This is a genomic window from Streptomyces odontotermitis (assembly GCF_050510915.1).
In the GTDB taxonomy this organism is placed as follows: Bacteria; Actinomycetota; Actinomycetes; order Streptomycetales; family Streptomycetaceae; genus Streptomyces.
Map to the genome: position 1 here is coordinate 47,400 of NZ_JBNJLS010000015.1, position 22,398 is coordinate 69,797.

The window sequence follows — 22,398 nt, forward strand, 5'->3', positions numbered from 1 at the left end:
GGAGCCGTTGGTTCCGCCCTCGGGGGACCAAAGGCCCTTCGTGCCCGGTCGGGAGCCGACTCCTCAGTCGGCGGTGACTTTCTCCGCCGACTCCTCGTCGTCCTCCGGCTCGCGGCCCGGCGTGGGCAGGTCGAACTTGACGATGACGAAGCGGAAGACCACGTAGTAGACGGCGGCGAAGCGCAGGCCGATCGGGATGATCAGCCATGGCTTGGTGGCGAGCTTCCAGTTCAGCAAGTAGTCGATCAGGCCCGCGGTGAAGCCGAATCCGTCGTGCACGCCCAGGCCCCGGGTGACGGCCATGGACAGACCCGTGAGCACCGTGTGCACCGCGTACAGGGCGGGGGCCAGGAACATGAAGGTGAACTCGATGGGCTCCGTGACGCCGGTGATGAACGAGGTCAGGGCGAGCGAGATCATCATGCCGAGGACGGCCTTGCGGCGGTGTGGGTTGGCGCAGTGCGCGATGGCGAGCGCGGCGGCGGGCAGGCCGAACATCATGATGGGGAAGAACCCGGACATGAACTGATCGGCCGTCGGGTCGCCGGCGAAGAAGCGGGGGATCTCCCGGTGCACGACCGAGCCGTCGAGCTTGCCGAACGAGCCGACCTGCTGCTGGAAGAACGTATTGAGGAACTGGTGCATGCCGACGGGGATCAGCCCGCGGTTGAACACGCCGTAGACGCCGGAGCCCACGGAACCCAGGCCGATCAGCCACTCGCTGAACGAGCCGAGCGCTGCGCCGACCGGCCCCCGGGCCAGTCCGGAGAAGACGCCGAAGGCGGTGCCGATGAAGGCCATCAGGATCGGGACGAGACGGCGGCCGTTGAAGAAGCCGAGCCAGTCCACCAGCTTGGTCCGATGGAAGCGCTGCCACACGATCGCGCTGACCAGGCCGATGATGATGCCGCCGAGCACGCCCGGGTCCTGCGGGGTGCCCTTGGGCGGCGCCTCGGTGACCGAGCCGTCGACGGGGAACGCGGTCAGCACGTTCTTGTAGACCAGGAATCCGACCAGGGCGGCCAGCGCGGTGGAGCTGTCGGCCTTCTTCGCGTATCCGATCGCCACGCCCACGCAGAACAGCAGAGGCAGGTTCGCGAAGACGCCGTTGCCCGCGGTCGCGAAGACCTCGGCGACCTTGCCCCAGTGCAGGCCGTCCTTGCCGAAGGCGTCGTCCTGGCCGAGGCGCAGCAGGATCGCCGCGGCCATGTCGTTCTCCGAGGGGGTGTGGTGTCGGCGGGGGCGCGCTCGACAGTGGGGCCACACGGGGGCCGCAGGCCCAGGAGTCCGGCAACGCCTCCGCCCCCGGCCCTGTGCGGGGCCGGGGGCGGAGGTGGTGGTTTCGGGGGAGGCGGCGGGCGGGCTATCCCGGGCGGCGTGCGAGGAGATGGCTGACCAGGTCGTCGACGTAATCGGGGGTCAGCGGTACGACGCCGAACAGCACCCGGATGTAGATCGGCGCCAGGACGGCGTCCAGGACGTCCAGGACGTCGGGGGCCGCCTCGCCGCGGGTGCGGGCCCGGTCGAGCATGGCCTGGAGCTGTTCGGACCGGGCGGTGAGGTAGTGGTCGCGAGCCGCCTCGCCGTCGGGGCCGGCGGCCAGCGCCGTGACGACGGTGCGCAGCAGGGCCAGGCCGTCCGGTCCGGAGACGTCCTCGGCGGCCTTGGCGGCGAAGGCGCGCAGGTCCCCGGAGAGGCTGCCGGTGTCGGGCATGGGGGAGTGCTCGGTGAGGCGGCTGACGACCACGTCCATCAGCAGCGCCTCCAGGGTTCCCCAGCGGCGGTAGATGCTGCTGTCGGCCACGCCCGCGCGCGCCGCGACCTCGCCCACCGCGAAGGTGCCGTAACCGCGTTCGGCGATCAGGTCGGTGACGGCCTGGTGGACGGCGCTGCGGACCCGGGCGCTGCGGCCGCCCGGGCGGCGCTCGACGGGCTTGGTCGGCTTGGCCGACTTGGCCGGCTTGGGGGCTTTGGGGGCCTTGGCGGGCTGGGTGGGGGGCGGTGTCGGCCGGGCGGTCGGCGAGGGCGTTGACGGCGGGTGCTCATTCACGTGGCCACATTAACGCAGTGGCGGCTTGCGTTTGTGGCGCGCTCGCCCTAGGGTCGCACTAAAGCAGTTAGAAACTGCGTTAGGAGTCCCGTGATGAAGCCGATCTTCTTCCCCGACCACCCCTCCTTCTGGTACGAGACCCTGCGGACGCTCGGTCACATCCCTTACGGCGGCGCCGACTTCGGTGAGGTCGCCATGACCGCCCAGCGCATCACCGTCGGCGACTACGACAGCTGGCACGACCAGTGGCTGGCCACGGCCGACCGGATCTCCGGCGAGGCCCGGGCGGCGCTGGACGGCGGTCACCGCGTCAGCGCCCGCGACGGCTTCCTGCGCGCCTCGAACTACTACCGCTCCGCGGAGTTCTTCCTGCACGGCAACGCCGCCGACCCGCGGATCCGCCACGCCTACGACGCCTCCGTGCGCTGCTTCCGTCAGGCCGCCGCGCTGTTCACCCCCGCCGTGGAACCGGTCGAGATCCCCTACGAGGACACGACGCTGCCCGGCTACCTCTACCGCCCCGACGACTCCGGCGCGCCCCGCCCGACCGTGGTGATGTTCAACGGCTTCGACGGCACCGCCGAGGAGATGCACTTCTTCGGCGCGGCCGCCGCCGTCGAGCGCGGCTACACCGTCCTGGTCTTCGACGGCCCCGGCCAGCCGGGCACCCGCCACCGCCAAGGGCTGACCTTCCGGCCGGACTGGGAGAACGTCGTCACGCCGGTGCTCGACCACGCCGTCACGCTCCCGGGAGTCGACCCGGAGCGCATCGCCCTGCTCGGTCTGAGCATGGGCGGCGTCCTGGCGCCCCGCGCGGCCGCCTTCGACCGCCGGGTGGCCGCCGTCGTCGCGCTCGACGGCGTCTACGACCTCGGCGACATCAGCACCGCCTCGCTCGGGCTGCCCCGCGACGAGGCCGAGCGCCGGCTGCGGGCCGCCCACGACCCGGAGCTGGACGCGGACCTTGCGGCCGGGATGGCCGCCCTGCCCACCCTCAAGTGGGCGGTCGAGCACGGCATGTTCGCGATGGGCGTCGACACCCCGCGCGCGTTCTGCGCCGCCTACCTCGACTATCACCTGCGCGACGGCATCGCCGAGCGGATCGCCTGCCCGGTCCTGGTCTGCTCAGGCGAGGACGACGGCTTCTTCAAGGGCCAGCCGGAGAAGCTGTACGACCACCTGACGTGCGAGAAGACCCTCATGACGTTCACCGAGGGCGAGGGCGCCGACGCGCACTGCCAGTCCGGGGCGCAGCGGCTGGCGTGCGGGCGGATCTTCGACTGGCTGGACCGGGTGCTGGCCCGCCGCCCCGCGCTCGTGGGCGCCATCGGCCGGGCGCTGGCCATGACGGGCACCGTGGTGCAGGCGATACCCGACGACGGGTGGTCGGCCCCCACCCCCTGCGAGGAGTGGGACGCGCGCACGACCCTCAACCACGTCGTCGGCGGCATGCGGATCTACGCCGCCGAGCTGACCGGCACGGATCCCGGCGGCGAGCACCACGACGACTGGCTCGGCACCGATCCGCACGGCGCCTGTACGGCCGCCGCCGACGCCGACCGGGCGGCCTGGCACCACGCCGCCCCCACCGACGCCGCCCTGGACGAGGTGACGGTACGCCTCTCCTTCGGCCCGCTCCCGGGGCCGCGGGCAGCGCTGATCCACCTCACCGAGGTGCTCGTCCACGGCGTGGACCTGGCCCTCGCCGCAGGGCGCGCGGACCTCGTCGACCAGCACCTGTGCGAGCTCCTGCTCGCGCACCTGGCGACGGTCGACATGGACGCCTACCGCGGCCCCGGCCTGTTCGGTCCGCGGCTCCCGGCCCCGGCCGACGCACCGGCTCATGTGCGGCTCCTGACGTTCCTCGGCCGCCCGGATCACCGTGCCAAGGCGTCCAACGCCGTTTGAGCCCGCACGCGGTACTCCTCGACGCGCGCCATCTTGATGTGCTCGTAGCCGCGGATCGTCTGCGGCAGCTCAGCGATCCGCACCACCGCCTCGGCGTTGTCCGGGGTGAGGCGGTCCAGGGCCTGCCGCATCAGCTGCTGGTACTCCTGCACCAGGGCGCGCTCCGTGCGGCGCACGGCCGAGTGGGCGAAGGGGTCCAGCGGGGTGCCGCGCAGGCGGCGCGCGGCCCGAAGGGCACGGAAGGCGGGCCCGCTGGTGCGCTGCAGGCGCAGCTTGCGGTTCATGCCGAGGGCCCGCAGGACCGGCGGGTGCAGCAGGACCGACACGGTGGCGTCCGCGCCGAACTCCGCGCGGATCCGCGCCTGTTCGGCCGGGTCCAGGTGCAGTCGGGCCACCTCGTACTCGTCCTTGTACGCCATCAGCTGGTGCAGGGACGTGGCGAAGGCACGGGTGACGCGCCGTCCGTCCGCCTCTCCCGCGCGCTCGCCGGCGATCGCGGCGACCGCCTGCACCGCCCGCTGATAACGCGCGGCATAGTCGCTGCTCTGGTACTCGGTCAGGTCGGCGACGCGGAGGTCGACCGCTTCCTTCAGCGTCGCGCTGGGAGTGCCGGGCGTGCTGGGAGTGCCGGGCGTGCTGGGAGTGCCGGCGGTGTTGGGGGCCTCGTCGGAGCTGCGGGGGATGCCGGAGCTGCTGGGGGCCGTCTGCCGCGGCGGGGCCACAGCCCTCCGTACCGCCTCGGCGTCATGCGCCGCGGCCCGCCCCCAGCGGAACGCGGCCAGGTTCTTGGCCACGGCCGCGCCGTTGAGTTCGACGGCGCTCTCCACCGCCTGGGCGCTGACCGGCAGACAGCCGTGCTGGTAGGCGGCCCCGAGCAGCAGCATGTTGGCCGGCATGTGGTCGCCGAAGAGCTGCTCGGCCAACCCCTGGGCGTCCAGCGGGAGCAGAGCCGTGTCGCGGGTGGCGGAGGCGATTTTCGCCAGGGCGTCCTCGGGGCCGCCGGGCACCGCGACCTGACGGGTGATCATCGCGGCGGTGGGCACGACGGCGGTGTTGACGACCGCGACGGTCCGTCCGGGGGCGCAGGCGGCCAGCGTGGAGTCGGCGGCGGCGCCGAGCACATCGAAGCCGATGAGCGCGTCGACGCCGGCCGCGGAGGCGCGCACCGCTCCGCTGACGGGGTCCTTGCCGATACGGACGTCGCTGACGACGGGTCCGCCCTTCTGGGCCAGACCGGTCTGGTCAAGGCCCGCGGCGTGCAGCCCGTCCAGGTGAGCGGCCATCTGCAGGATCTGCGAGACGGTGACGACGCCGGTGCCGCCGATGCCGGGCATGCGCAGCACGACTTCGCGGCCGGTGAAGCGGGCCTCCGGTTCGGGCAGGGGGCCCGGCGGTTCGGGCAGGCGGCTGGGGACGGTGGCGGGGGAGGGCGCGGGGGAGGGGCCCGGCTCGACCAGGAGGAAGGAGGGGCAGTCGCCCTTGAGGCAGCTGAGATCGGAGTTGCAGGACGGCTGGTGGATGCGGGTCTTGCTGCCGAACTCGGTCTCGACGGGCTGCACCGACAGACACGTGGACTGCACCGCGCAGTCACCGCAGCCCTCGCAGACCCGTTCGTTGACGACGACCTTCGCGGCAGGAGCGGGCAGCAGACCGCGCTTGCGCATCCGGCGCTCCTCGGCCGCGCAGCGGTCGTCGTGGATCAGTACGGTGACGCCCTCGACCGCCGCCAACTCGCGTTCCACGTCGGCGAGATCGTCGCGGTGGCGCACACTGGCCCGCGCGTCCAGGCGGACGCGCCGGTACGAGCGTGGCTCGGCCGTGGTGACGACGATGCGGCGCACGCCTTCAAGGGCCAGCAGCCGCGTCAGCGCGGCGACGTCCAGGCCGCCCTCCACACGCTGCCCGCCGGTCATGGCGACGGCCTCGTTGTAGAGGAGCTTGTACGTCATGGTCACCCCGGCCGCGACGGCGGCGCGGACGGCGAGCGAGCCGGAGTGGTGGAAGGTGCCGTCGCCGAGGTTCTGCACGAAGTGCCGGTCGTCGGTGAAGGGAGCCAGACCGAACCACTGCGCGCCCTCGCCGCCCATCTGCGTGATGCCGATCTGGTTGCCGCGCAGGTCGCTGTCGTCGAGAGCGACCATCGCGTGACACCCGATGCCCACACCGACGAGGGTGTCCGGGGCGGTGCGCGTGGAGAGGTTGTGCGGGCAGCCCGAGCAGAAGAACGGGGTGCGGGCGGCGACCAGCGGCAGCAGGCGCGGCCCCGACGGCCGCGGCTTCCCGGTGAGGGCCGACGCCTGAGCGGGCAGCCGCTCCGCGCCGACGAGCCCGGCCAGCGCCCGCGCGACGTCCTCGGCCTTGAGGGCGCCGCGCACCGGCAGCAGCGGGCGGCCCGACTCGTCCCGGCGGCCCAGCAGCACCGGTGCGTCCGGCCGCCGGTACAGGGCCTGCTTCAGGTGGCCTTCGAGGAAGTCGCCCTTGTCCTCCACCACAAGCACACGGTCCAGGCCCTCGGTCAGCTCGGCCATGTGCGCGCCGTCCAGCGGGAAGGGCATGCCCAGCGCGATGAGCCGGATACCGAGCCGCTCCACCTCCTCCTCGTCGATGCCCAGGTCGCTCAACGCCCGGCGCACCACCGCGAAGGATGTCCCCGAGGCCACCACCCCCAGCCGCGCCTGCCGCGCCGAGGCGACCACACGGTTGAGGCCGTGCCGGCGTGCGTAGGCGCGGGCGATGTCCAGGCGGCGGGTCACCAGGTCCTGCTCGGCGTCCAGCGCGCTCGGCCCGACCAGCACCGGCGCCGCTTGCTCCGCCCGGCGCTCCGGCGCGGGAACGTCCTCGCCGACGCCGGTGAGATCCACGGTGGCCGAGGAGTCCGCGACATCGGAGACGACCTTCAGTGCCGTCCACAGCCCCGCGGCCCGGGAGAGCGCGACCGCGTGCAGCCCGTACTCGATGAGCTCGCGCACCGAACCCGGCGCGAACAGCGGCAGGCACAGGCTCTGGCACATCACCTCGCACGAACTGGGCACCGTGGACGACTTGCAGTCCGGGTCGTCCCCGATCCAGGCCACCGCCCCGCCCAGCGGCGCCGTGCCGGCCATCGTCGCGTGCCGGATCGCGTCCGCCGCCCGGTCCAGGCCCGGATTCTTGCCGTACCAGAACCCGGTGACCCCCTCGTGGCGGCGCCCCGGCAGCCGGCCCAGCAACTGCGTGCCACCGACCGCGGTCGCGGCCAGCTCCTCGTTGAGCCCGGCCTTGAACACCACACCGGCCTCGTCCAGGAACCCGGCGGCACGGCCCATCTCCAGATCCAGGCCGCCCAGCGGCGAGCCCTGGTAGCCGGAGACGAAGACCCGGGTGTCCAGCCCCCGCGCCCGGTCAAGACGCCCCTGCTCCAGAGCCAGCCGCACCAGCGCCTGCACCCCCGACATCAGGGCAGGCCCCTTGGCGGCCGTGTACTTGTCGTCGAGCGACGGGATGCGGACGGGGGCACTCACGAGGTCCTCCACACGGCGGGAGAGCGGACAGAGGCAAGGGACACAGCACACAACCGGCCACTCCGCCACGCAAGACCTGTCTGACTGATTGCCTCCAAGACGCAAAGAATGCAAGCCGAAGGCCCAACTGGCGTGATTTCATTGCGTAGTTGTGTCACGTATGTGTCAAGGCGAAGGAGCGGCCATGGCGAGTGCCGAACTGGACGAGATAGATCACCAACTGCTGCGCCTGCTCCAGGCGGACGGCCGCCGCACGTTCTCGGACATGGCCCCCGAAGTCGGGCTCTCCGTGGCCGCGGTCAAGCGCCGGGTCGACCGCATGCGGGAGTCCGGTGTCATCACCGGCTTCACGGTCCAGGTCGACCACGCCAAACTCGGCTGGGGCGTCGAGGCGTTCACCGAACTGCGTTACGCGGGCACCACCAGCATCCAGGACATCCTGCACAGCACCACCGGCACCCCCGAGGTGCAGGCCGTGTTCACCATCGCCGGCGACCTGGACGCCCTGGTGCGCGTGCGGGTGCGCGACATCGAGCACCTGCAGGAGGTCATCGACCGCCTCCGCGGATCGGGCAAGGTCATCGGCACCCGCACGCTGATGGTGCTCGGCTCCTGGACGCGGGAGGACTGAGCCCTCCGGCGCGGAGCGCCATGGCGCGCCATAGCCACCCATTCAGCTACGTACCCCTGCGATACGGGCACGGCTGGGGAACGATCGGAGACACAGCGACCACAAGGAACCACAGCAGCCCCAGCAGGAAATGACCGAGGGAGCACAGGCATGGCGAAGGCGTATCTGGTGGGCAGCGGCATCGCGTCCCTGTCGGCGGCGGCGTTCCTGATCCGCGAGGGCAAGTTCGCGGGCTCGGACATCGTCGTCCTGGAGGAGCAGGACCGCGAGGGCGGCAGCCTGGACGCCGCGGGCTCACCGGAGACGGGCTACACCATGCGCGGCGGCCGCATGTTCGAGATCCACTTCGAGTGCACCTACGACCTGCTCGGCTCGATCCCCTCCCTGGACGACCCCGCCAAGTCGGTCACCGAGGACACCTTCGCCTTCCACGAGGACTTCGCCTGGGACGACCACGCCCGCCTCGTCGACGCCGACGGGCACGTCGTCGACGCCCACTCGATGGGCTTCTCCGAGCGGGACCGCCTGGAGCTGGTCAAGTGCGTGGGCACCCCGGAGCGGATGCTGGACGGCAAGCGCATCGTGGACTGCTTCAGCCAGGAGTTCTTCCACACCAACTTCTGGTGGATGTGGTGCACCACCTTCGCCTTCGAGCCGTGGCACAGCGCGATCGAGTTCCGGCGCTACCTGAACCGGTTCATCCACCTGTTCAAGACCTTCGACTCCATGTCGGGCATCTACCGGACCCGCTTCAACCAGTACGACTCGATCGTGCGACCGCTCATGAAGTGGCTCACCGACCAGGGCGTCACCGTCCAACTCGGCACCCAGGTAACGGACTTGGGCATCACCGAATCCGGGGACTCCTTCCGCGTGGAGAGCCTGACGTGGACACGCGGCGGCGCGAACGAGGAGGTCCCCGTGGGCGAGGGCGACCTCGTCCTCGTCACCAACGGCTCCATGACGGCCGACTCCACGCTCGGCGCCACCGACGCCGCCGCCCCGCCGGCCACCTCCACGTCCAGCGGCGCCTGGAAGCTGTGGGAGACCCTGGCCGCCAAGCGGGACGGCTTCGGCAACCCCCGCGTCTTCGACTCCTCGACCGACGACTCCACCTGGGAGTCGTTCACCGTCACCACGAAGGACCCCACCTTCTTCGAGCTGATGGAGAAGTTCTCCGGCAGCGAGGCGGGCAAGGGCGGCCTGATCACCTTCAAGGACTCCGGCTGGCTGCTGACCATCGTCCTCAACCACCAGCCCCACTTCCGCGACCAGCCCGAGGACACCTACGTGTGGTGGGGCTACGCCCTCTTCCCCGACAAGCCCGGCGACTTCGTGAAGAAGCCGATGCGCGAGTGCACCGGCCGGGAGATCCTCGACGAGGTCCTGCACCACCTGCGGTTCGAGGAAAGCCGCGAGATCCTCAACTCCTCGACCGTGATCCCGGCCCTGATGCCGTACATCACCAGCCAGTTCCTCGTGCGCAGCCACGGCGACCGGCCCCAGGTCGTCCCCGAGGGCTCCGCCAACCTCGCCTTCATCGGCCAGTACGCCGAAGTCCCCGACGACGTCGTCTTCACCGTCGAGTACTCGGTGCGCACCGCCTGGACCGCCGTCGCCCGGCTCCTGCACCTCGACAAGCAGCCCCCGCCGGTCTACAAGGGCGGCCACGACCCGAAGGTCCTCGTCGAGGCGCTGGCCACCATGCACCGCCGCTGAGAAGCAGGAGCCTGCCAGCCGTCACGCGCCATAAATCCGCTGGTGCGACACCAAGGCCGCCGCTTAACCTCGCATCCGAACGACGCGTAGCTCAGCAGCAGAGCGCCGGGCTCGAGACCCGGAGGGCGCAGGGGCAGAACCTGCCGCGTCGGCAATGGATGACAACGCTGAGCAGCAGCCCTCCGCCGTACCCGCCGCGTCCTCCGGCTACGCCCTGGACCAACTGAACAGGGCCTTGGTGACTGCCCTGACCCATGAGGACGCGGGCACGCGCCACCGCGCCGAGGAGCGCAAGAAGCGCTGGCGCGCGGTGCTCGCCGGCATGGCCGAGGGGAAGCTCACGATCGGTTCGCGGGCCCCGGTGGCGGACCTCCCGTCCTGGGTGACCCCTGAGGTCGTACGCGGCGGATTCGTCACGGGCACGGCGGGCGCCGAGGGCCCTCTCGAGCCCTACGAGGTGCGCGCCGCACAGGAGTTCGGGGTACCCGCGACGCGGCACGCACTGTTCACGCACTGCCTCACCGAGCCCGGCCTCGCCTGGCTGTGCGCCCTGCTGGACAGCGGCCGCTACCAGGTCGAGCTGCCCGAGGAGGCGTCCCTCCTCACGCTGGCCTGGCTGGTGCGCCAGGGCGAGCTGGAGCAGGCGGTGCACCTGGTGGACGTCCTGGAGCCGTTCGCCGACCGGCTGCGGTTCCTGCCCCGGCCCGTGCGGCACGCCGCCCCGGACGTGGCCGCCGTCCACCGCCGCACCGTGGCCGAGACCGGCGAGACCCTGGCCCGGCGCGGGCCCAACACGGCCGTCGAGACCCAGCGTGAGGCGCTCGCCGTATGGCAGCCCTTCGCGGACGAACTGCTCGTTCTGTGGCTGGAGTTCACGGCTGAGGGCCGCGCCCTCGCCGACGCGCCGGGCCCCGCTGTGTCGCACGCCGACGCGCCGGGCCCCGCTGTGTCGCACGCCGACGCGCCGGACCCCGCCTGGCTGCGCCGCGCCGCGGATCTGCTCACGCGCTATCGCGAGCTGGCCGCCCAGCACACCCGCTGCACCAAGCACCGCAGCCCCAAGGAGAACCTGGGCATCCTGCGCGGCGCGCTCGAAGAAGTGGTCGCAGGGCGCCCGTTGGACGCCCGACGGGCAGGCATGCTGCAGCACGCCATCACATCCATGGTGCGCAAGCGCGGCGTGCCGGACTCCGCCCGGCACGCCGCCCTGCGCCAGGCACAGGCGCGGCAGGCGGCGCTCCCCTCGCACCACGCCCTGGCCCAACTGGTCCTGCGCCGCCTGGCCGGCCTGCCGCAGGAGGTGGGCGCGGCCGACGTGGCGCCGCTCGTCGCGCCCGTCGGGGCCCGCGAGCACGAAGAGACCGGGCTCCCGGTCGGAGCGCAGATTCCGCCCGCGATCCGCAAGGTCGTCGAGGCGGCGCTGAGCGCTCCCCTCGGGACCCTCGTCGAACGCGGTGTGGTGCCGTCGGCCGAGGTGCTGGCCGAGATGATTCCGCAGTTGGTGGCCGTCACCACCGCGCAGACGTACCGGGACGAGCCGCTGCGCCGCCTGATGGCCGCGAACTACCGCGCCTTCCGCAACCGGCGCTCCCTGCTGCTGCTCAACCTGGAACGGCAGGTACGCGTCGACGAACTGCCCTGGGTCCGCGCGGTGGCAGCCCAGGCCGACACCGGCGCCGGACAGGAACCCGCCCTCGCGGCCCTGCGCCAACTCGGCGAGCTGGCCGTGCAGGGCTTCCCCGGGACGATCCTGCCCAACCCGCTGATCCGCGAACTCGGCGTCCTGGCCCGCCAGGCCGACCTGGGCGCGCCATTGGTCGAGGAGCTGGCGGCGGACATCTTCATGGGCACCTTCAGCCCCAAGTTCCTGGCGGCGGCGCGCGTCGCGGCCGAGCTGCTCGCGGGCTCGCTGTACGAGCGGTACTACGGCATCGACTACAAGGCGGTCCGCAACCTCGCGATCTCCGAGTCGGCCGCGGCCCTCAACCGCTCCTACGGGGCCCGTACCACGCCGGGCTTCGCGAAGCTGTGCGCCGGGCGGGCCGGTGGCGGCGACCTGTGGTCGGTGGCGGCCAACGGCAAGGTCATCGAGCAGGCCCAGATCCTCACCACGCACAACCTCGCCACGCTCGTCGCCCGCGTCGGTATCTCCCCGCAGCCCGGCTGGGAGGACCTGGCCCGGCGCTGCTTCGCTACGGTGTGCCGGCTCACCGCCCGGGTCCACCACAACCCCCGGCCGCTGGCCACGATCAAGGACGCGGCCTACGCCTGGCGGCAGATGCTGTTCCACCTCTCGCTGTGCGACACCGAGGCACAGGCCCGCGTACTGGCCCGGCTGGACGAGGAAGCGGCCCGCCACCCGGTCCACGTCGCCGCGCGCCTGGCCCCCGCACTGACCGGCTTGCGCCTGATCGCCTCGGGCCGCGGCTTCGACGCGGACGGCACGGCCGAACAGGGCGCCGCGCGGCGGCTGTTGGGCTGGAGCACGGACGGACACTGGCTCCGGGCGGACCCGACGGGTGACGGTGCGCCCCGGCGTGTGTGATCGATCCGCGTGTCATCGATCACAGAGCCGTGACGGGCCGCCCACGCGCGGACTCGCCAGGTAAAGCAATGGTCAAAGCGTGCGGGGTTGCAAGTTCCTCTGATGGTGGGTGCGTTGAGCTGTCCATCGGCCTGACCGGGCCACATATTCAATGCTGTTGAATATCGCACGGAGCCGAACTCTGCGGTTCGACAAGCGTGTAGTACCTGGCTACGGTCTTTTCCGATTCGTTCAGCACAAACCTTGGGGGGTTTGCAGTGCGTAAATTTTCTGCTGTCGTGATGGCTGGTGTGTCCACGGCCGCTCTGCTGGCTGTCGGTGCCTCGACGGCTCAGGCGTCCGAGGACGTCCCGTCCGACTATTCCGGCGAAGTCCTCGCCGAAGACGTGGTCATCGAAGATGTGCCCGGTGAGGACGTCACGCCCGAGGAAGAGGAGGAGGTCAAGGCCCCGGACCACACATCGGGCATGCCTGCGTCGGCGACGGGGTCCGCGGCCCTCGGCGTCTTCTCGTACTCGCACGGCGGCGTGACCATCAAGGTGCCCTCCGGCTGCTTCCTGACGCACGCGATCAAGGGATCGGGGAAGAAGGTGAACAGCCAGATAGCCGGCATCGACTGCGTGGGCGTCGCCGCTCTGGGCTCGCGTTTCTGCAACTCCCGCCTGGAGTTCCACTACGCCGACACGTCCGGAAAGACCTACCAGATCAAGCGGGGGCCGCTGCGGAAGACGTGTCACACGGGCTCCTTCCCCACCTACAAGCTCGGTGCCCACACGATTCCCAAGCACGGCAAGGCATGCGCCCAATTCTTCGTGAATGGAAAGCGCAAAGCAGTGCAGTGCCACTTCATCACCAAGTAGGCGGTGATCGCGGGTATGGATTACAGCTCTCGAAATTGGTGGACCGAAATAGCGATCGGAGTGCTGGTCACGACGGCCTGCACCGCGCTGCTCCTGGCCTTGGGCATTTGGGCCCTGGAAGGGGGCGGAGGGACCATCAATCTCCTGAATTGCCTTGTTCCTGGCCTCGTCGTGGGGATCTGGGCCGCGCGACGCTATAGGCGCCGCCACCTCACCTGACGAGAGCGTGGCCCGCCGACGCTTCTGGGACACAGGGAAACCTGTGTCCCAGAAGCGCGAGAGCCTCCTCGGAAGAGGACCCGGCAGGCGTGGTGCACACGATCAGTGCCTGGTCCGGTGAGCGGGCGATCGACAGCGTCTGCTGGGTCACCGCCACCGAGCCGACCACGGGATGGCGCAGCTCGTAGGACGCGGCATCGCACGGCGCCACCCGATGGTCTCCCCACAGGGCGACGAACTCCGTGCTGTTCATGGTCAGTTCGCCGATCAGCTCCGCGAGCAGCGCGTCCCCCGGGTGCCTGCCGACGACGACGCGCAGATTGCCGACCACCGCGCGCGCCTTGCGCTTCCAGTCCGCGTACAGCTCCCGGCAGTGCAGATCAAGGAACAGCATCCGGCTCATGTTCGGGCGCCGCGCCGGATCCTGCGGGGCGTCGAAGTCCAGGTGACCGGCGAGCAGGGCGTGCCCGAGCGTGTTCCAGGCCAACACGTCCGTACGGCGGCCGAGCACGAGCGCCGGGACGCCGTCGACGGCACGCAGCAGGTCGCGGGTCTCGTCGGCGAGCTTCTCGGGGCGCGGGCGGCGCAGCCGTGGTGCATGGCGGGAGGCTCCGGCGAGACGGTCGAGGTGCGCACGCTCGTGGTCGTCGAGCAGAAGCGCGCGGGCGATCGCCTCGAGCACCTCGGTCGAGGCCCCGCGCGACAGGCCCTGTTCGAGCCGCGCGTAGTACGAGACGCTGACACCCGCCGACTGAGCCAGTTCCTCACGCCGGAGCCCGGCCACCCGCCTGCGCGGCCCGATATCGCGCAGGCCGACGTCTTCCGGCTTCAGCTGTGTGCGTCGGGCCTGGAGGAAGGCGCCCAGGGGGCCGGGTCCGTGTCCGTTCATGGCTCTCATATTCGACGAGCGGCCCGGCCTCAGCCACACCCTGCGAGGAGCAGGACAACGCGGGAGTGGCTCCTGCCCGGTCGGGCGGCCAGTCTCGGTGTCGTTCGCTTGCGTATCCCAGACGACCTCAGGACGGCCCCCATGGACCCCATGGACCCCGTGAATCCCGTACACCCGGCAGGCCGCGTGCCCCAGAATCCGGAGCAGATCGAACTCGGCGACGTCACCGTCACCCGGATCAAAGAGTTCTACGGCTCGGTGGAGTTGGCGCCGCGCCAGTTCTTCCCGGACAGCCCCCACGGCTCGTGGGACGAGCACCGCGACTGGCTGGTGCCCGACTTCTGGAACCCCGAGACGGACGAGTGCCGTACGGCGATCCAGTCCTGGCTGCTGCGCAGCGAGGGGCGCACGATCCTCGTCGACACCGGCGTGGGCAACCACAAGGACCGGCCCTACGCCCCGGTGTGGAACCGGCTGGACACCGACTACCTCGACAACCTCGCCGCCGCCGGGGTGCGGCCCGAGGACGTCGACATCGTGGTCAACACCCACCTGCACATCGACCACGTCGGCTGGAACACCCGCCTCGACGGCCGCACGTGGGTGCCGACCTTCCCCAACGCCACGTACCTCATGACCGGGCGCGACTTCGCGTTCTGGGACCCGGCCAACGAGCACAAGAGCGTGCTCGGGCGCGGGAACCAGAACGTCTTCGAGGACAGCGTCGCGCCGGTCCACGAGGCGGGACTGGCGCGCCTGTGGGAGGGGACCTACCGGATCGACAAGAACCTGCGCCTCGATCTCGCTCCCGGACACACCCCCGGCTCGTCCGTGCTCACCCTCGAATCGGGCGGCGAACAGGCGTTGTTCGTCGGGGACCTGGTGCACACCGCGCTGCAGATCGCTGAGCCGGACACCAACTCCTGCTTCTGCGAGGACCCGGCGCAGTCCCGCGCCACCCGGCACCGGCTGCTCGGCCGTGCCGCCGAGAACAACGCGCTTGTGTTCCCGGCGCACTTCGGCGGCCACGGCGCCGCGGAGATCGCGCGCAGCGGGTCGAGGTTCGCGATCAAGGAGTGGGCGGGCTTCTCCCGCATTTCCTGACGCCCGGCGTTTCCCTTGCCCGAGTTTCCCTTGCCCAGAGTTTCCCTGACACCCAGAGAGGAAGCATGTCCCATGTCCCGGCAGGAAGTTCCGCTCGTCGAGACCCCGACGGGCGCCGTCCGCGGCATCCGCGACGCCTCCGGTGAGCGCTACCGCGCCCTCCCGTACGCGGTCGCACCGACCGGCGCGGGCCGCTTCGCCCGACCGGTGCCGCACCCGGGCTGGGCCGGTGTCCGCGACGGCACGCGGCTCTCGCCCACGGCCCCCCAGCCGGTCCGCGACTTCGGCCGGCTCGACATGACCCCCTACTTCGGGCCGGGCTGGGTGCCCGGCGAGGAGTACCTGACCGTCGACGTCCACACGCCCGCCGCCGATAGCGGCCGACGGCCCGTCATGGTCTTCGTGCACGGCGGCGGGTTCGTCACCGGCTCCCACCGGGCCGCGCTCTACGACGGCAGCGCCTTCGCCCGCGACGACGTCGTCCTCGTGACGGTCAGCTACCGGCTCGGCATCCCCGGGTTCCTCGACCTGGCGGGTGCTCCGGCCAACCGCGGACTGCTCGACGTGCTCGCCGCACTGGCCTGGGTGCGCGACACGGCAGCGGCCTTCGGCGGCGACCCCGACAACGTCACCGTCTTCGGCCAGTCCGCGGGCGCCACGCTCGTCGGCGGGCTGCTCGCGACGCCGGAGGCCAAGGGCCTGTTCCGGCGAGCGATCGTCCAAAGCGGCAACGGCACCGGCGCGTTCACCCCGGAACAGGCGCGACGCGTCACCGCAGCGGCGGCCGGTGCGCTGGGTGTCGCACCGACCGCCGAGGCGTTCGCCCCGATCCCGGACGAGCGCCTCCTGGCCGTCCTGCCGGCCCTGGCCGGCCTCGACCTGCGCACCGCTACGGCCACCGACCCGCTGGCCGGTCTCAGCCCGTTCAGCCTGGTCCTGACGGTCCAGCCCGCCGACGCCCTCGCCGACGGACCGGCCGCCGACGTCGACCTGCTCATCGGGACCAACACCGAAGAGGGCCACCTCTACCTCGCACCGCAGGGCGACTTGGAGTCCACCACCGAAGCCGACCTCCTCGCCCTCGCCGCGCGGACGCAGGCGCACCCGGAGGCCGCCCTCGCCGGGCACCGCGCCGCGCGGCCGGACGGCACACCGGGCGAGCTGCGCTCCGCCGTGCTCGCGCAGACGCTGTTCGAGACCGGTACGACGCGCATGGCGCAGGCCCACGCGCGGATCCCGGGCGGCGGCCGCACATACCGTTACGCGTTCGGGTACCGCTCGACGGCCCTGGGCGGACGGCTCGGTGCCGCCCACACCGTCGAGCTGCCCTTCGTGTTCGACGTCGCCGACCAGCCCTGGCTGCACGGGGACACCCGCCTGCTCGGCCCCGACCCCGCCCCCGTGGGACTCGCGGCCCAAGTGCACGGCGTCTGGGCCGCGTTCGCGTGCACCGGGGACCCGGGCTGGCCTCCGTACGATGCGCGGAGTCCCGTCGTGCAGACCTTCGGCTGACGGCAGGTCAGCCCTGGGCCTGCGCCGAGACGTCCTCCCAGTCGGCCCAGGTCTTGAGCCGGTCCGCGTAGATCTGCGGGAGCAGCTCGTTGCCCTGGGTGCCGAAGAAGACCCGCAGCGGCGGGTTGTCGGAGTCGACGACCTTCAACAGCGCCGCACCGGCCGCGGCCGGGTCACCGAGGTCCAGCGTGGACATGAAGGCGGCGAGGCCCTCGCGCACCACGTCGTAGGCGCCCGGCTCCACGAGGGTGACCTTGATGCCGAGGCGCGCGACCTCCTGCGCCAGGGACTCGCTGAGGCCCTCCAGCACCCACTTCGAGGCGTTGTAACCGCCCACCACGGGCCAGCCGACGACACCGGGCAGCGGTCCTGGCTGACCGCCCCGCGCGACCCCGCATCGGAGCCGCGCTGCCCCGCCTGCACCGTGCGGAGGGATGTGCTAGCCGGACCGTCCCTGGCGGATGGTCTTCACGGCAAGCACCGGGTCAACGGGTTCGACGAGTGCCTCGACGGCGACAGCAGCGAGGTGGGCCGGGACTTCGGCGTGCGGCAACGCACGGACGTACTCAAGGGCTTGTGGTGGAGACAGCTTCGGCAGCCTCTGGCGCAGGATGCGGAGCGCTCGCATGCGTCCGTGCACGGCGGCGATTTCGCGTATCTCTTCGTGGAGTTCGTCCACGGCAGTGCGGACGGTCAGCCCGCGGATGCGGACGCGGTAGTCGACTTCCCAGGCCCCGTCCATCTCAGCGGCAGCCCCGATGCTGTGCAGTCCGCCGTCGAGGCGGTCGACGAGGTAGGGACCGTGGCCGACGAACATGGCCTCGGTGTTCCGGGTGCGGGCGTATTCCTCGGATTGCCAGTAGACCTTCCAGACCAGCTCGTGTTCCTCCACGCACAACACAGCTGTGCGCATCGAGTCCACGCCGAGAGCCGCCCACTTCTGGTACTCGCGGGCGAGCTCTTCCTCAACGATACGAACTGCGGCCTCACGCTCGATCATGCGTGCAGCATTCCCTGTCGTGCCCGATGGCGCTTGGCGTACGACCAGGTCACCGCAGTCAACAGCGCAGGGATGGCGGACAAGGGGGCGAAGGCGAAGGCCCACACGGTCTGTGCCGTATCGCTCGTCATGTACGTCTGGCTCTCGACGGTGAAGGCGACCACGAGTTGCCACAGCGCGACCAGGACCAGGACGACTGAGGCGGTCCACGACAGCGCGGTGAGGGTTCGGGGGCGCAGGGGTCGCCATGTGTCGCTGACGAGCAGCAGCGGAAACAGGGCGGCCAGCTCCGCGAGGACGGCGAGGCCCGCGACGTAGGCGATGCCCCAGCCCGGGATGTCGAAGACGTCGCGCAGCACTTGATCGCTGTAGCCCACGTAAACACCGGAAGCCATGGCGATGCGCCACAGACCGGACGGGAGCGCGCACAGAGCGATGGCGTGGGCGGCGCGGCGGGCCCACACAGGTGCCGGTGCCGGTGCCGGTGCCGGCTCCGGCGCGGGGACGGGAGCGGGGGCGGTGGAGACGTGGGGAGCGTGAGCTGTCGTCATGCCGTCCATGCTGGCCCCGAACCCGGAACCCGTGCGTCGTCCGCTGCGGCGGAGCGTCTCCGCTCTGCGGGGGAGGGCACCCTCCTCCGAGGGAGGACCCCTGCGTGTCATCCCTCCTGGCCGGTCGCCGCCAGCACGATCTCGCGGATCGTGACGTCGCGGGGCTGCTGGTACGCGTAGGCGATCGCGTCGGCCACCACCTGCGGCGCGAGGGCGCCGCCCGCGGACTTCTTCCACTCCTCGTAGTCCGCCTTGATCTGCTCGTCGCTGGTGTGCGACAGCAGCTCGGTCTCCACCGCGCCCGGGGCGATCGTCACCACGCGGACACCCGAGGACGCCACCTCCTCGCGCAGGTTCTCCGACATGGCGTGCACCGCGAACTTCGTACCGACGTACGCGGTGTGGTTGGGGAAGGTCTTGCGGCCCGCGATGGAGCTGACGTTGATGATCGTGCCTGCGCCGCGCTCGACCATGCCCGGAAGCACCGCGCGGATGCCGTACAGCACCCCCTTGATGTTCAGGTCGATCATCCGGTCCCATTCCTCGACGGGCTGGTCGACGATGCGGCCAAGCAGCATGGCCCCGGCGTTGTTGACGAGTGCGTCGGCCGGGCCGAACCGGTCCTCGGCCTCCCGCACGGCGCTCTCGAAGGCCGCGCGGTCGGTGACGTCCGCCTTGCGGCACAGGGTGTCGGGCAGCCCCAGCTCCTCCAGCTTCTCCAGCCGTCGGGCCAGGAGCAGCAGTGGGTGGCCCTGGGCGGAGAACAGGCGGGCGGTGGTCGCGCCGATGCCGGAGCTGGCGCCGGTGATGACGATCAGGGGCTTGGCGGTCATGGTGCGCCTTTCCAGTGGAGTGCCCGAGGAGGGGAGGGCGGGGCGGGCCCAGGTGTGCGTCGGATCGACCCCTCCAGGAGATCACCGTCGGAGCTCTGCCGCGCGGCCGGGCGATACGGCGCCGGTCAGCGCCCGATCGGTCGGCATCGCCGGGGGAATCGCCGACTGGATTCGCGCGGTAAATAACGTGATCCTGCTGGGCGCCCCTGCAAGGCGACGGCCCCCGGACGCGGAATGTGGGGAGTGTTCTGTGCGCGCGGTCCGCTCCGCAGACACGTCGCGCCGCCGCTACGCGGCGGATGTCGGGGAACGCTCCGCGCTCCGGCACTCTCGGGCACAAGGTCTGCTCCGCAGACAGACTGCTCCGCCGCTCCGCGGCGAACCACTCGGGGGCTCGGGGCGGGGAGTCGGGCGACCGCTCGGATTTCCTATGCTCTGTGCAAGACCACGTTCGGGGCGATGCCTCCCTCTCGGTTCCGCGTGGAACCCCGGGGCGGGGCAGGACGGTGGAAGGTTCGTGGCTGGACGCGCGTGCAGGGCCCCGGCGGCGGAGGAGCTCGCCGCCGCGGTCGCCCGTGTGGCGCCGCGTTCCGCAGCGGCCTGGCCGGAGCGGGAAGCGGTCGCCGGTGCGGGCGGGTTGACGGTGAAGGTCTCTCAGGCGCGGGCCCGCCAGCTGTGGATGGTCGTCGGTATGTGGGAGCGCGCCCTGGCGCGCGAGGACCGGCCGGGCCGTCGGCGGCGTACGGCGGCGCAGTTGTTCACGCCTGCGGGACTGCGGACCTTCTGGGATCTGGCCCAGGCGGGGGAGCTGCGGGCGCTGCGCCAGGAGCGGGGCAGGGAAGCGGCGTTGCCGCCCGCCACGCTGCGGATCGTGCGCGACTGCCTGCGGATCATGGCCGCGCTGGTGCTGCCGCAGGGCACTCCGATCCGGTTGCCGTCCGTGCCACAGCCCGAGCCCAAGTCGACGGTGCGGCCCGACTCACTGGCGACGGCCTACCGGCGGCTCGCGGACCTGGCCGCCACGGGGCCCCTGGAGCGAAACGGACTGTCCCTGTCCCACCAGGACCGCACACGGCTGCTCGCGATGGTCGCGATCGTGCTCGAAGCCGGGCCGCGCTCGGGGGAGTTGGCCGCGCTGCAGGTGACGGATCTCGCGCCCGGGGCAGAGGCCGTGGCCGTACGCCGCCGCCAGCAGAAGGCGCCGCCCAACCGCGCCGACGAGATCGCCGCGCTGGCCGAGGTCCGCCCCTCCTCGGTCCGCGCGGTGCTGTGGGGCCACCGCCACCAGGTGTCCGAGGCCACCCGCCAGCGGATCCTCGCCGCGCAGGCGGACCTTGAACCGCTCCCGGACGTCGAGTGGTACGCGCTGCGGGAAGGTTCACGCGTCGCGGTCCGGCGGTGGCTCGAGGTGCGTGCGCACCTGCTCGCGACGGGGCCGCTCACCGGTGGCCGCCCCGGCCTGTGGGTGACCCTGGTGCCGACGAAGGCGGGCCCGCCCGGGATCACCCTGCGCCCCCAGGGACTCACGCAGGCATTCGCGCGGGGGATGACGGCGCTGAACTGGGTGATGGCCGGTCAGCGCGGGTGGGAGCCGATGCCGGTGCGGATGGAGCAGGCGACGTCAAGGGCGGCAACGACCCCGGCCAGCCGGGCTCCTGGTACTACAGCAACTCGATGATCGGCGACCTGGTCATCGTCAAGAACTCCCCGGACACCACGATCAAGCCCGACAACGGCCTCAACGGCTGGAACATGAGCTGGGCGGAGTGGAAGGCGGGCTCGGCGATCTGAGCACTCGTACCCGTACCCGAGGCCGAGCCCGCACCGCACCCGCACCCGCACGCCACTACGGATGCGGGCCGCGCGGCCGCCGCTCAACGCTTGGCGTCACACTTGCTCAGGTCGGGCTCGGCGAGCGGCTTGCCCTCCGGCGTCATGTACGTCACCCAGAGGACCACGTCCTTCTTCCCCTCGTTGCGGCCCTCGTGGACGTAGCCGCTGCCCTCGACGATCGATTCGCCCGCCTTGAACGTGCGTACGCCACCGGGGTGGACCGGGGCGTAGTGCGTGAGCTTGCCCTTCTTCACCACACCGACGAGCTCGCCGTAGTGGCAGTGCTGCCCCGTGCTGCCGCCCGGCGGGATCGTGATCTTCCGGTAGTTGACCTGGACGGGACCGTCGACGTCGACGCGCACGGGCCCCTCCTGCCTGCCCTCGGCGACCTCCCTCACGACCGGAGCGGTCGACCTCCCCTCGGCGGACGCCGACGGCAGGGCGACCCCTGCCGTCGTGACGAAGGCCGCCGAGGCAGCGGTGGTCGCCAGGGCACGTCGGAACATAGGCATGCGTGAGACCTCTCGGTGAAAGACCGGCGGAGCCGCCGACGGCTTCCGCTCTCGTCACCCGAGATAGTGCTGCGCCCTGGCCCCGGGGGTCAGGGCCTTAGGTCTCTTACCGGCCGGTTGCCTGCTGACGGTGGCCTGTTGCCTGTTGCCTGTTGCCTGCTGTCGGCGCGTGAGCACGTGGTACTGGAAGAGGGTGTCCGCCGCCGCGTCCTCCGCCACGCGGGACACGACGGTCAGCCCATGGCGCCTGGCCACTTCGTGTACGGGGAGTACCAGGGGAGTGTGCCCGAAGGCCAGGACATGGCCGTCCGGCGCGAGGGTGGCGATGAGCGCGTCGAACAGGTCCACGGACTGAGCGACCGTCACGACCTCGCTGTTCAGGAACCGCAGGACGAGCACATCCACCGATGCGTCGGGCCCCGGTGGCTGCCGGGCGTCCGCGACGGACACCTGAGGCAGGGCGCGGCGCAGGTCGGCCAGGAACGCGCCGGTGGAGCAGGCCGGATCGTAGATCACGGAGCCCCGCATGCCCTCCACTTCCGGCCCCGGCCCCCGGCCCCCAACCCGGCCCCGGCCCCCAACCCGGTCCCGGCCCCCAACCCGGTCCCGGCCTCCGGCGAGGGCAGGTATCCGAGGGAGACCCCGTTCTCCGTGAACTGGAAACCCTCGAACCTGCCGAGCATCATCTCGCGCCGCAGCACACCGGACGGTCGACGTCGGCCCGCGGTGTTC

At 71.5% G+C, this 22,398-nt stretch carries 18 protein-coding genes, 1 tRNA gene and 1 pseudogene; 10 read left to right on the plus strand and 10 right to left on the minus strand.

The window, feature by feature from the left end; genetic code table 11:
• Window positions 1-63 precede the first annotated feature (63 nt).
• On the minus strand, window positions 64-1,209 hold the full coding sequence (locus tag ACQB60_RS31695; RefSeq protein WP_496929543.1) for a PTS transporter subunit EIIC: 1,146 nt from the start codon (window positions 1,207-1,209) through the stop codon (window positions 64-66).
• Window positions 1,210-1,363: 154 nt separating this feature from the next.
• The gene (locus tag ACQB60_RS31700) at window positions 1,364-2,050 is read right to left on the minus strand and encodes a TetR/AcrR family transcriptional regulator (protein WP_496929544.1); all 687 of its coding nucleotides are present in this window, start codon (window positions 2,048-2,050) and stop codon (window positions 1,364-1,366) included.
• Window positions 2,051-2,143: 93 nt separating this feature from the next.
• Between ACQB60_RS31700 and ACQB60_RS31705 the strand changes: the two genes are divergently transcribed.
• Window positions 2,144-3,958, plus strand: a complete 1,815-nt coding sequence (locus ACQB60_RS31705) for a TIGR03086 family metal-binding protein (RefSeq protein ID WP_496929545.1) — start codon at window positions 2,144-2,146, stop codon at window positions 3,956-3,958.
• Here the strand turns inward: ACQB60_RS31705 and ACQB60_RS31710 are convergent.
• Window positions 3,928-7,392, minus strand: coding sequence for an indolepyruvate ferredoxin oxidoreductase family protein (locus tag ACQB60_RS31710; protein WP_496929677.1), 3,465 nt, complete (start codon window positions 7,390-7,392; stop codon window positions 3,928-3,930). The genes ACQB60_RS31705 and ACQB60_RS31710 overlap by 31 nt on opposite strands.
• 250 nt (window positions 7,393-7,642) lie before the next feature.
• Here ACQB60_RS31710 and ACQB60_RS31715 point away from each other — a divergent pair, with 250 nt between their 5' ends.
• The 5 genes from ACQB60_RS31715 to ACQB60_RS31735 all read left to right on the plus strand — a co-directional run bounded on the left by ACQB60_RS31715 (window position 7,643) and on the right by ACQB60_RS31735 (window position 13,213).
• On the plus strand, window positions 7,643-8,089 hold the full coding sequence (locus ACQB60_RS31715; protein ID WP_496929546.1) for an Lrp/AsnC family transcriptional regulator: 447 nt from the start codon (window positions 7,643-7,645) through the stop codon (window positions 8,087-8,089).
• A 150-nt stretch (window positions 8,090-8,239) separates the two neighbouring features.
• Window positions 8,240-9,808, plus strand: a complete 1,569-nt coding sequence (locus ACQB60_RS31720; protein WP_496929547.1) for an oleate hydratase — start codon at window positions 8,240-8,242, stop codon at window positions 9,806-9,808.
• Between the two features lie 80 nt (window positions 9,809-9,888).
• A tRNA-Ser gene (locus ACQB60_RS31725) sits at window positions 9,889-9,960 on the plus strand.
• Between the two features lie 2 nt (window positions 9,961-9,962).
• On the plus strand, window positions 9,963-12,353 hold the full coding sequence (locus ACQB60_RS31730) for a hypothetical protein (protein WP_496929548.1): 2,391 nt from the start codon (window positions 9,963-9,965) through the stop codon (window positions 12,351-12,353).
• Between the two features lie 281 nt (window positions 12,354-12,634).
• Complete coding sequence (locus tag ACQB60_RS31735) at window positions 12,635-13,213, plus strand: hypothetical protein (RefSeq protein ID WP_496929549.1); 579 nt, start codon at window positions 12,635-12,637, stop codon at window positions 13,211-13,213.
• A gap of 211 nt (window positions 13,214-13,424) precedes the next feature.
• Here the strand turns inward: ACQB60_RS31735 and ACQB60_RS31740 are convergent, their stop codons facing one another.
• Window positions 13,425-14,321 carry a helix-turn-helix domain-containing protein gene (locus tag ACQB60_RS31740; protein WP_496929550.1) on the minus strand — a complete coding sequence of 299 codons (897 nt, stop codon included), beginning with the start codon at window positions 14,319-14,321 and terminating at the stop codon, window positions 13,425-13,427.
• A 186-nt stretch (window positions 14,322-14,507) separates the two neighbouring features.
• Here ACQB60_RS31740 and ACQB60_RS31745 point away from each other — a divergent pair, with 186 nt between their 5' ends.
• Together ACQB60_RS31745 and ACQB60_RS31750 are read left to right on the plus strand one after the other, a co-directional pair.
• Window positions 14,508-15,425, plus strand: coding sequence for an MBL fold metallo-hydrolase (locus tag ACQB60_RS31745; protein ID WP_496929678.1), 918 nt, complete (start codon window positions 14,508-14,510; stop codon window positions 15,423-15,425).
• 72 nt (window positions 15,426-15,497) lie between these two features.
• On the plus strand, window positions 15,498-16,937 hold the full coding sequence (locus ACQB60_RS31750; RefSeq protein WP_496929551.1) for a carboxylesterase/lipase family protein: 1,440 nt from the start codon (window positions 15,498-15,500) through the stop codon (window positions 16,935-16,937).
• A 7-nt stretch (window positions 16,938-16,944) separates the two neighbouring features.
• Here the strand turns inward: ACQB60_RS31750 and ACQB60_RS31755 are convergent, their stop codons facing one another.
• The 4 genes from ACQB60_RS31755 to ACQB60_RS31770 all read right to left on the minus strand — a co-directional run bounded on the left by ACQB60_RS31755 (window position 16,945) and on the right by ACQB60_RS31770 (window position 19,321).
• Window positions 16,945-17,373, minus strand: coding sequence for an SDR family NAD(P)-dependent oxidoreductase (locus tag ACQB60_RS31755; RefSeq protein WP_496929679.1), 429 nt, complete (start codon window positions 17,371-17,373; stop codon window positions 16,945-16,947).
• A gap of 3 nt (window positions 17,374-17,376) precedes the next feature.
• Complete coding sequence (locus ACQB60_RS31760; RefSeq protein WP_496929552.1) at window positions 17,377-17,937, minus strand: YrhB domain-containing protein; 561 nt, start codon at window positions 17,935-17,937, stop codon at window positions 17,377-17,379.
• Entirely contained in the window at window positions 17,934-18,497 is a 564-nt protein-coding gene (locus ACQB60_RS31765) for a hypothetical protein (protein WP_496929553.1), read from the minus strand. Before ACQB60_RS31765 ends, ACQB60_RS31760 begins: the two co-directional genes overlap by 4 nt.
• 98 nt (window positions 18,498-18,595) lie before the next feature.
• On the minus strand, window positions 18,596-19,321 hold the full coding sequence (locus ACQB60_RS31770; RefSeq protein WP_496929554.1) for an SDR family oxidoreductase: 726 nt from the start codon (window positions 19,319-19,321) through the stop codon (window positions 18,596-18,598).
• Between the two features lie 517 nt (window positions 19,322-19,838).
• Between ACQB60_RS31770 and ACQB60_RS31775 the strand changes: the two genes are divergently transcribed.
• Both ACQB60_RS31775 and ACQB60_RS31780 read left to right on the plus strand, forming a co-directional pair.
• The gene (locus ACQB60_RS31775; RefSeq protein WP_496929555.1) at window positions 19,839-20,999 is read left to right on the plus strand and encodes a helix-turn-helix domain-containing protein; all 1,161 of its coding nucleotides are present in this window, start codon (window positions 19,839-19,841) and stop codon (window positions 20,997-20,999) included.
• A pseudogene (locus tag ACQB60_RS31780) lies at window positions 20,930-21,112 on the plus strand (hypothetical protein); the annotation flags it as partial. The gene ACQB60_RS31775 and the pseudogene ACQB60_RS31780, both read left to right, overlap by 70 nt.
• Before the next feature lie 83 nt (window positions 21,113-21,195).
• On the opposite strand, the gene ACQB60_RS31785 reads toward ACQB60_RS31780, so the two are convergent.
• Entirely contained in the window at window positions 21,196-21,666 is a 471-nt protein-coding gene (locus ACQB60_RS31785; protein ID WP_496929556.1) for a cupin domain-containing protein, read from the minus strand.
• 54 nt (window positions 21,667-21,720) lie between these two features.
• A complete protein-coding gene (locus tag ACQB60_RS31790; RefSeq protein WP_496929557.1) occupies window positions 21,721-22,194 on the minus strand; it encodes a hypothetical protein in 474 nt (157 codons plus the stop codon).
• Window positions 22,195-22,398 lie beyond the last annotated feature (204 nt).

What these genes read in the sequence shown, in the direction of transcription:
- ACQB60_RS31695 (WP_496929543.1), bottom strand. Translation starts at nt 1,209, where the DNA reads ATGGCCGCGGCGATCCTGCTGCGCCTCGGCCAGGACGACGCCTTCGGC.
- ACQB60_RS31705 (WP_496929545.1), top strand. Translation starts at nt 2,144, where the DNA reads ATGAAGCCGATCTTCTTCCCCGACCACCCCTCCTTCTGGTACGAGACC.
- ACQB60_RS31710 (WP_496929677.1), bottom strand. Translation starts at nt 7,392, where the DNA reads ATGTCGGGGGTGCAGGCGCTGGTGCGGCTGGCTCTGGAGCAGGGGCGT.
- ACQB60_RS31715 (WP_496929546.1), top strand. Translation starts at nt 7,643, where the DNA reads ATGGCGAGTGCCGAACTGGACGAGATAGATCACCAACTGCTGCGCCTG.
- ACQB60_RS31720 (WP_496929547.1), top strand. Translation starts at nt 8,240, where the DNA reads ATGGCGAAGGCGTATCTGGTGGGCAGCGGCATCGCGTCCCTGTCGGCG.
- ACQB60_RS31730 (WP_496929548.1), top strand. Translation starts at nt 9,963, where the DNA reads ATGGATGACAACGCTGAGCAGCAGCCCTCCGCCGTACCCGCCGCGTCC.
- ACQB60_RS31735 (WP_496929549.1), top strand. Translation starts at nt 12,635, where the DNA reads ATGGCTGGTGTGTCCACGGCCGCTCTGCTGGCTGTCGGTGCCTCGACG.
- ACQB60_RS31740 (WP_496929550.1), bottom strand. Translation starts at nt 14,321, where the DNA reads ATGAACGGACACGGACCCGGCCCCCTGGGCGCCTTCCTCCAGGCCCGA.
- ACQB60_RS31750 (WP_496929551.1), top strand. Translation starts at nt 15,498, where the DNA reads ATGTCCCGGCAGGAAGTTCCGCTCGTCGAGACCCCGACGGGCGCCGTC.
- ACQB60_RS31760 (WP_496929552.1), bottom strand. Translation starts at nt 17,937, where the DNA reads ATGATCGAGCGTGAGGCCGCAGTTCGTATCGTTGAGGAAGAGCTCGCC.
- ACQB60_RS31765 (WP_496929553.1), bottom strand. Translation starts at nt 18,497, where the DNA reads ATGGACGGCATGACGACAGCTCACGCTCCCCACGTCTCCACCGCCCCC.
- ACQB60_RS31770 (WP_496929554.1), bottom strand. Translation starts at nt 19,321, where the DNA reads ATGACCGCCAAGCCCCTGATCGTCATCACCGGCGCCAGCTCCGGCATC.
- ACQB60_RS31785 (WP_496929556.1), bottom strand. Translation starts at nt 21,666, where the DNA reads ATGCCTATGTTCCGACGTGCCCTGGCGACCACCGCTGCCTCGGCGGCC.
- ACQB60_RS31790 (WP_496929557.1), bottom strand. Translation starts at nt 22,194, where the DNA reads ATGCGGGGCTCCGTGATCTACGATCCGGCCTGCTCCACCGGCGCGTTC.